The sequence below is a fragment of the Protofrankia sp. CiT1 genome (genome assembly GCF_917627335.1).
Lineage (GTDB): Bacteria > Actinomycetota > Actinomycetes > Frankiales > Frankiaceae > Protofrankia.
In genome coordinates this window covers 1-7,210 of sequence record NZ_CAKJTP010000058.1, presented here as the reverse complement: position 1 = coordinate 7,210, position 7,210 = coordinate 1, and the positions used below count along the sequence as shown (strand labels likewise).

8 protein-coding genes are annotated in these 7,210 nt (G+C 68.0%); 6 read left to right on the top strand and 2 right to left on the bottom strand.

The window, feature by feature from the left end; all coding sequences use genetic code 11:
- Window positions 1-54 precede the first annotated feature (54 nt).
- From MJ785_RS11680 to MJ785_RS11660, 5 genes are all read left to right on the top strand, one after another.
- The gene (locus tag MJ785_RS11680; protein WP_239347539.1) at window positions 55-1,086 is read left to right on the top strand and encodes an aldo/keto reductase; all 1,032 of its coding nucleotides are present in this window, start codon (window positions 55-57) and stop codon (window positions 1,084-1,086) included.
- A gap of 132 nt (window positions 1,087-1,218) precedes the next feature.
- A complete protein-coding gene (locus MJ785_RS11675; protein WP_239312944.1) occupies window positions 1,219-1,734 on the top strand; it encodes a Uma2 family endonuclease in 516 nt (171 codons plus the stop codon).
- A gap of 25 nt (window positions 1,735-1,759) precedes the next feature.
- A complete protein-coding gene (locus MJ785_RS11670) occupies window positions 1,760-2,332 on the top strand; it encodes a metallophosphoesterase family protein (protein ID WP_239312947.1) in 573 nt (190 codons plus the stop codon).
- 415 nt (window positions 2,333-2,747) lie between these two features.
- Window positions 2,748-4,223, top strand: a complete 1,476-nt coding sequence (locus MJ785_RS11665) for an ATP-binding protein (protein WP_239380793.1) — start codon at window positions 2,748-2,750, stop codon at window positions 4,221-4,223.
- A gap of 105 nt (window positions 4,224-4,328) precedes the next feature.
- A complete protein-coding gene (locus MJ785_RS11660) occupies window positions 4,329-5,306 on the top strand; it encodes a DMT family transporter (RefSeq protein WP_239380791.1) in 978 nt (325 codons plus the stop codon).
- Window positions 5,307-5,735: 429 nt separating this feature from the next.
- Here the strand turns inward: MJ785_RS11660 and MJ785_RS11655 are convergent, their stop codons facing one another.
- Entirely contained in the window at window positions 5,736-6,149 is a 414-nt protein-coding gene (locus tag MJ785_RS11655; protein WP_239312953.1) for a type II toxin-antitoxin system VapC family toxin, read from the bottom strand.
- Window positions 6,146-6,409 carry a hypothetical protein gene (locus tag MJ785_RS11650; protein WP_239312956.1) on the bottom strand — a complete coding sequence of 88 codons (264 nt, stop codon included), beginning with the start codon at window positions 6,407-6,409 and terminating at the stop codon, window positions 6,146-6,148. The genes MJ785_RS11655 and MJ785_RS11650 overlap by 4 nt, the downstream gene beginning before the upstream one ends.
- A 178-nt stretch (window positions 6,410-6,587) precedes the next feature.
- On the opposite strand from MJ785_RS11650, the gene MJ785_RS11645 reads away from it, so the two are divergent.
- A partial coding sequence (locus MJ785_RS11645) for a toll/interleukin-1 receptor domain-containing protein (protein ID WP_239380789.1) occupies window positions 6,588-7,210 on the top strand: 623 nt, incomplete at its 3' end.

Genomic DNA, 7,210 nt, shown 5'->3' with positions numbered 1-7,210 from the left:
GCCCCCCTGTTGCCGGTCGCTCTGGACCGGTCGCTCTAAAGGAGAGTAAGCACGATGATACTTCGCGCCTTCGGCCGGACCGGGGTGAAGGTCAGTCCGCTGACGCTCGGGGCGATGATGTTCGGCGCCTGGGGAAATCCCGACCATGACGACAGCATCCGGATCATTCACCGTGCCCTGGACGCGGGCATCAATATCATCGACACCGCGGACATCTACTCACAGGGTGAGTCCGAGGAAATCGTCGGCAAGGCGCTCGCCGGGGGCCTGCGGGACGAGGTGGTGCTCGCGACGAAGTTCCACGCACCCATGGGCGACAACCCCAACCATCGGGGCAACTCCCGCCGATGGATCATCCGCGAGGTTGAGAACAGCCTGCTCCGCCTGCGGACCGACTGGATCGACCTCTACCAGGTGCACCGGCCCGAGCCCGGCACTGACTTCGACGACACCCTCGGCGCTCTGAGCGACCTCGTCCACCAAGGAAAGATCCGCTATATCGGGACGTCGACCTTCGAGCCGTCCGCCATCGTGGAAGGGCAGTGGATCGCCGAGCGGCGAGGCCGGGAACGTGTCGTGTCCGAGCAACCGCCGTACTCCCTGCTGGCCCGCGGTGTCGAGCGCGAGGTCCTGCCGGTTGCGCAGCGCTACGGACTAGCCGTGATCCCGTGGAGCCCGCTGGCCGGCGGGTGGCTGTCCGGGCGATACCGCAAGGGAGCCGAGCTGCCCGTCTCCGGCCGTGGCCAGCGCACGCCCGGACGTTTCGACCTGACCCTCCCGGCGAACGCCACCAAGCTCGAGGCGGTCGAGCGGCTCGCCCTCCTGGCCGAAGACGCGGGGCTCTCCCTCATCCACCTGGCCATCGCGTTCGTCCTCACCCACCCGGCCGTCACTTCGGCAATCATCGGCCCGCGGACCTTGGAGCAGCTCGAGTCACAGCTCGACGCGGTCAAAGTGACGCTCTCGCCGGACGTCCTGAACCGGATCGACGAGATCGTGCCGCCGGGCATCACGATCAACATGGCGGACGCGGGCTACGAACCGCCGTCGCTGACCGAGCCGGCAGCGCGCCGCCGGAACGCGTGATCCGGCGAGAGACACTCCCGGACACGGATGGCACGGTATTGATCTATAATCTGGTGTGACCACGAGAGACTCTCGCGGCCTTCGGCTGACGAAGTCGACGAAGTCGACGAAGTCACGGAGAGGCGGTCCGGCATGCGCACCATAGTTCTCGGCGAACGCCCTCAGATCCTCGACGAGTTCATCGCCCGGCGCGAATCGCTCGGGCAGGACACCTTCGACGAGATCTGGAACGGGGAATACCATATGGCGCCGGGCCCATCAGCCGAACACGGCCGTGTAGACGACGAAATCAGCGCGCTGCTACGGATTCGTGCGCGGGCCGCCGGGCTTGTACGCACCGGCCCGTTCAACCTCGGCCGCCGCAACGACTACCGGGTACCCGACGGTGGATTGCACCGCGGGAACCCGACCGGCGTGTACCTTTCCACCGCCGCCGTGGTCATCGAGGTCGTGTCACCGGACGATGAGACCTATGCGAAGATCGATTTTTATGCCGCGCACGAGGTGGACGAACTGATCGTCGCCGATCCGAACCGCCGGACGGTGCGAATCTGGCAACTCGTGGACGGCAAATACGACGAGACCGGGCGCAGCGACCTACTCGACGTCACGGCAACCGAACTGATCGACGGCATCGACTGGCCGTGAACCGACTGGTAATGACAGGGATTCTGTGACGACGTGGTACACAGCCGATCTCCATTTCGGCCACACGAACATTCTGAGCTATGCCTCGCGGCCCTGGCCCGACGTCGAGGCAATGAACGCCGGCCTGGTGGCACGCTGGAACGCCGTGGTGGCGGCCACGGACACCGTCTGGGTTCTCGGGGACGTCTCGCTCACGCCGGCGAAGCTTGGCCCGGTCGCCGCGCTGAACGGCCGCAAGATTCTCGTCGCCGGTAATCATGACTCCTGTTGGTCCGGGCACCGCCGGCACGCCGGCCAGATCCGTCGGTACATCGAGGCGGGCTTCGCCGACGTCCACACGTCCGGAGTCGTGCGGGAACACCGGATCGGCAACCAGCTGGTCACGTTGGCCCACTTCCCCTACCGCGGCGACCACACGGAATCCGACCGCTATGTCGACAGCCGTCCCGATGACGACGGCCGGCCGTTGCTGTGCGGGCACGTACACGACGCCTGGCAGATCAGTGAACGACAGATCAACGTGGGCGTGGACGTCTGGGACTGGATACCCGTCCCGGCGGCGACGCTGCTGAAACTGGTCGACGCCATGCCTCAGTAAGAACGCCCGACAATAGGGATGTGGATCAAGGGGTGGGGCTGGGGCGCGTGCGTCGCGAGGCGGCGGAGGGAACCACCCTGGCCCTTGGGGTGGTTGACCGACGACAACGTCACGAGGTGTGTGCCCCACCCCCGCGACGCCGCGTCCCGCTGTTCAGCGGGCTGGAATCAACGCTGATGGCGGAGTTTCCCGCACCCCGGCCAGTCGCGGCGGGTTCTCGAGGCGGTGGGCACCGACCGCGGACCACGGCCCGGCTCCCGCCCGCGCTGGACGAGTAGCAGCGCGCCCGCCCCGTCGAGGATGTCGCCCCGGCTCACGGGACCCGGTGCGACATCCGCCCAGCCAACCAGATCCCCCGCACTCCACCGGTAGCATGCATCTATGTAGATGTCATCTACATAGATGGGATGCCCTCATGGCGTGGGACTTCGTCGGCAGAGCGACCGAGCTTGCCCTCCTGCGCAAGCGGCTGGATCAGCTGACCTCCTCCCGCGCTGGACGAGCCGTCGCCCTCCGGGGCCGGCGACAGGTGGGTAAGTCACGCCTTGTGCAGGAGTTCTGTGATCGGGCCGGTGTCCCCTATTTCTTCTTCACCGCGACCAAGGGCGCCTCACCCGTCGAATCGGTGGCCGCCTTCTTCGCGGACCTCAGGGAGTCGTCCCTGCCGACCGAGCGTGAACTCGTGCCGACCGCGGCCACCGGAAGCTGGCCTGACGCCTTCCGTGTCCTCGCCTCGGTCCTACCCGACTTCCCTGCCATCGTCGTCCTCGACGAACTTCCCTGGCTCGCGGAACAGGACGATCTGTTCGACGGGGCGCTGCAGACGGCCTGGGACCGGCTGCTCGCCGGACGCCCGGTGCTCCTCCTGCTCCTCGGCAGCGATATCCACATGATGGAACGGCTCACCGCCTACGACCGGCCATTCTTCGGACGGGCCGACAATCTTGTCCTCGGCCCCCTCAACCCGGCGGAAACGGGACGTGCGCTGGGTCTGGACGGGGCTGACGCGATCGACGCCCAGCTGGTTTCCGGCGGGCTGCCCGGTATTCTCCGGAACTGGCCAGCCGGAACTCCGCCGCTGCCCTTCATCGAACAGGAATGCACCGACCCGGCCTCGCCACTGTTCAGCGTGCCGGAATCAACACTGATGGCGGAGTTTCCCGCACCCGACCAGTCGCGGCGGGTTCTCGAGGCGGTGGGCAGCGGAGACCGTACACACGCCAACATCGCCGCGTCCGCGGGCAGCCGCCAGGGGGCCCTGAGCTCAGGATCGCTGTCGCCGCTCCTACGCCGGCTGGTCGAGGAGAAGCGGGTACTCGCTGTCGATGAACCACTGTCCACCCGCCCTGGCAAGCCCGCGCTCTACCGGGTCGCCGACAGCAATCTGCGCCTGTATCTCACCGCGCTGCGATCCGCCCAGGAACAGGCACGTCGCGGACGGCCCGAAGCGGCCTTCCGGCTTGTGCAACGCCGCTGGCCGGCATGGCGGGGCAGAGCGGTCGAACCGCTGGTCCGCGAGGCGCTGGAACTCGCGTCGGTCTCAGGCGCGCTGCCCTGGCCCGACGTCGAAGCCGTGGGCGGTTGGTGGAACCGCCAGTTCGACCCGGAGCTGGACCTCGTCGGAGCCGACCGGTCACCCGTAGCGCAACGGCTGCACTTCGTCGGATCGGTGAAGTGGCTGGGAACCGCGTTCGACAACCATGACCTCGCGGACCTCATGCGCAGCGCACCCGCGGTGCCCGGTTTCACCGTCGGCGACACGGGATTTGCCATCGTGTCCCTGTCCGGCACCGACCCAGCTCTCGACCTTACTCACGTGGATCTCGTCTGGGGTCCGGGCGAGGTCCTTTCCGCCTGGCAAACGACATCCGGCGCCGGCCACGGTGGGTAGCAACCGTCACTCACCCTATGTAGCGCAGGCCGCGCCACCGACGATCAGTGATCGGTATCGCGCACGATGGCCGGGCACGGTGCCCCAACGTGTGAAGGCTGGACGATGACCGAGGTGACCGAGCGGCACATCCAGATCGGATGGCTACCAAGCTTCATCCTGCTGTCCGCGATCTGGGGGTCAAGCTTCGCACTGATCAAAATTGCGGTCGACGAGGGCGTCCCCCCGATGTGGGTGGCGCTGTGGCGATGCCTGTTCGGCGCTCTGGCGCTCAGTGCCGTGTGCCTGGCGAAGAGACTGCGGTTTCCCCGCTCCCGCGCGACCTGGGGCCACGCGGCGGTGGTCGCGGCCCTGCTCAACGCCATGCCGTTCGCGCTGTTCGCGTGGGGTGAAACGCAGGTGAGTTCGCTGCTCGCCGGCGTTTTCAACGCGACGACGCCGCTGACGACGCTCGTCTTCGTTCTGGTCTTGGTGCCCGGGGAGCAGCCTGAGCCGCGACGGCTTCTCGGGCTATTGATGGGGTTCGTCGGCGTTCTCGTCGTACTCGGCGTCTGGCATGGGGTGCACGGTGGCACGGTCCCCGGGAGCCTGGCATGCCTCGGAGCGGCCGCCTGCTACGGGGCCGGTTTCGCCTACACCCGGCGCTTCTTCTCCGGAGGCGGGGAGCCCGCGATCGTGCTGTCAGCCGTACAGATCTCCTGTGCGACCATGGAACTGCTGGCCGTCGGCCCACTTGTCAGCGGCCTGCCGAGCTGGCCCGGCCCTGGGGCCGGGATCGCTCTCCTACTGCTCGGAACATTCGGGACGGGCGTGGCGTACGTGTTGAACCTCAGCGTGATCCGTGCGGCCGGCGCGACAGTCGCCTCCACGGTCACCTACCTGATCCCGCTGTGGTCCACGCTTCTCGGTACCGCGGCGCTGTCGGAGCCACTCGGCCCGGATGTCCTGATCGGCGGCCTTCTGATCGTCGTCGGCGCGGTGCTCACTCGCCCACCGCGGGCCCGCACGCCCGCGGTACCCATCCCCGCCTCGCCGATCACTCCGGACGACGGCCGGCGGCAGGAGCCGAGCCCGTCTGTCTAGAGCGACCGGCAATAGGGGGCGCGGCGTCGCGGGGCTGGGGCACACATCTCGCCGCATCGCTCCCCGTCCATCGCTGCGCGATGCACGGGTACCCCGGCTCGTCGGTCGACGCCCAACACCTCCGGTGGCTCCCTCCGCCGCCTCGCGATGCACGCACCCCAACCCCACTCCTTGATCCACACCCCTATTGCCGGGCGCTCTTAGCCCGGTTGCGATCCCACGTGTGGCTTTCTCTACAAGGGATCAATCCGTTCTCCCGCGGCGATCGCCAGACGCGGATCACGCTGGCCCGGTATGTCCGCGTGGTCATCATCCTGGCTGACCACCGGAACGTCGAGGGCGAGCGCGGTGGCGGCGATCCAGCCGAACGCACAAACACGCCTTCGGACGAACATCCGGTAGACAACGCGATGTCAGACTCCGGGCGCTTCAGATTTTGATGAGAGCAACCCGCCGGCTACAGAGCACCGCGAGATCGTCAGGATCCGACGTGAGCACCGTGACCGGACCGGGGACGGCGAGCGCGGTGGCGCAGAGCATGGCGTCGATCGCGTATTTGTGACCATGCAGACCCGCATCACCCAGGAGAGCCGCCGCATGGCGGGCGATGTCCTCGGTGACGGGCTCGATGACGATGCGGGACAGGGTCCATTCGAGAGCCGGACGCCTGATGTGCGGGTGCACCACCTCGACCAGCGTCGCCGCACTGGTGATCACACGCATATCGTCGGCGCGGGCCAGTGCGAGCCAGGCGGTGACCTCGCGGTCGCGCTGTACGGCTTTGGCGAGTCCTTCACTGTCCAGCACAAGAATGCCGCCCGGCACTACGGGCGCGCGGATCATGCCACGCTCAAGCCGGCGATGCCCTGCTGCTCGCGGGCGCGCAGCAGGGCATCGCGCCTGGCCTGAATCTCGTCATCGGTGATCGGTCCGTGTTCGGCCTCCGCGACCGCGATCAGGTCGTTGAGGTTGTCGCGTTCGATCTGGCGCGCGACGGCCGCGGCGACGTATGCGGACAGGCCTGAGGGACCGCCGCGGGCGCGGGCCGCCTCGGCGACGTCCCGAGGCATTGTGATCGAGTACTTCTGGGTAGGCTCGCTCATACTCCTTATGCTACCTCGGGTACTCCCGCTGGATGGTTGACCGCACGACCGCGCCAGCCAGAAACGCCGAACGGAAAGGCAGGACGGAAAGGCGACCGGCCACCCTCCGCGCTGTGCGCTCCGCACGCCGGGCACGCCCGACGGCTGTACCGGACGCGGATCGTGACATTCTTGGCCCATGGGTGATGGGGGCGAAGCATCTGACACGTCAGGTTCAGGCAGCGACGATCGCTACGACTTCTTCGTCAGCTATACCGGCACGGACGCCGCTTGGGCAGAGTGGATCGCGTGGCAGCTGGAGGCCCGGGTGCGGTTCGGCGACCGGCCCGCGCGGGTGTTCGTGCAGGCGTGGGACCTCGTCCCGGGCACGAACTGGGCGGCCAGCATGCACCGCACGCTGCCGGCCTCGGCCCGGGTGGTGCCCGTCCTGTCCCCCACCTATCTGACCGACTCCCGGTACGGCAACGCCGAGTGGCTGGCGATCTGGCCGGACGACCCCGAGGGGCGCAAGCGCCGGATCGTGCCGGTCCGGGTCGCGGAGTGCCGGCCCGAGGGCCTGCTGCGCTCAACCACCTACATCGATCTGGTCGGCCGCGACGAGACGGCCGCCGCCGACACGCTGCTCGCGGGGATCACCGCGTCCGTCGAAGGCCGGGCCAAGCCTGCCGTCGCCCCGCGGTTCCCCGGCGTAGCCGCACGGCCCGCGTTCCCGGGGCCGAACGGGCAACCAGCAGCCCTCAGCGAGACGACTCCGGGCAGGCTCACCACACCCAGGGTAACCGCGGGCAGGCCGGGCAAGGT

What these genes read in the sequence shown, in the direction of transcription:
- MJ785_RS11680 (WP_239347539.1), top strand. Translation starts at nt 55, where the DNA reads ATGATACTTCGCGCCTTCGGCCGGACCGGGGTGAAGGTCAGTCCGCTG.
- MJ785_RS11675 (WP_239312944.1), top strand. Translation starts at nt 1,219, where the DNA reads ATGCGCACCATAGTTCTCGGCGAACGCCCTCAGATCCTCGACGAGTTC.
- MJ785_RS11665 (WP_239380793.1), top strand. Translation starts at nt 2,748, where the DNA reads ATGGCGTGGGACTTCGTCGGCAGAGCGACCGAGCTTGCCCTCCTGCGC.
- MJ785_RS11660 (WP_239380791.1), top strand. Translation starts at nt 4,329, where the DNA reads ATGACCGAGGTGACCGAGCGGCACATCCAGATCGGATGGCTACCAAGC.
- MJ785_RS11655 (WP_239312953.1), bottom strand. Translation starts at nt 6,149, where the DNA reads ATGATCCGCGCGCCCGTAGTGCCGGGCGGCATTCTTGTGCTGGACAGT.
- MJ785_RS11650 (WP_239312956.1), bottom strand. Translation starts at nt 6,409, where the DNA reads ATGAGCGAGCCTACCCAGAAGTACTCGATCACAATGCCTCGGGACGTC.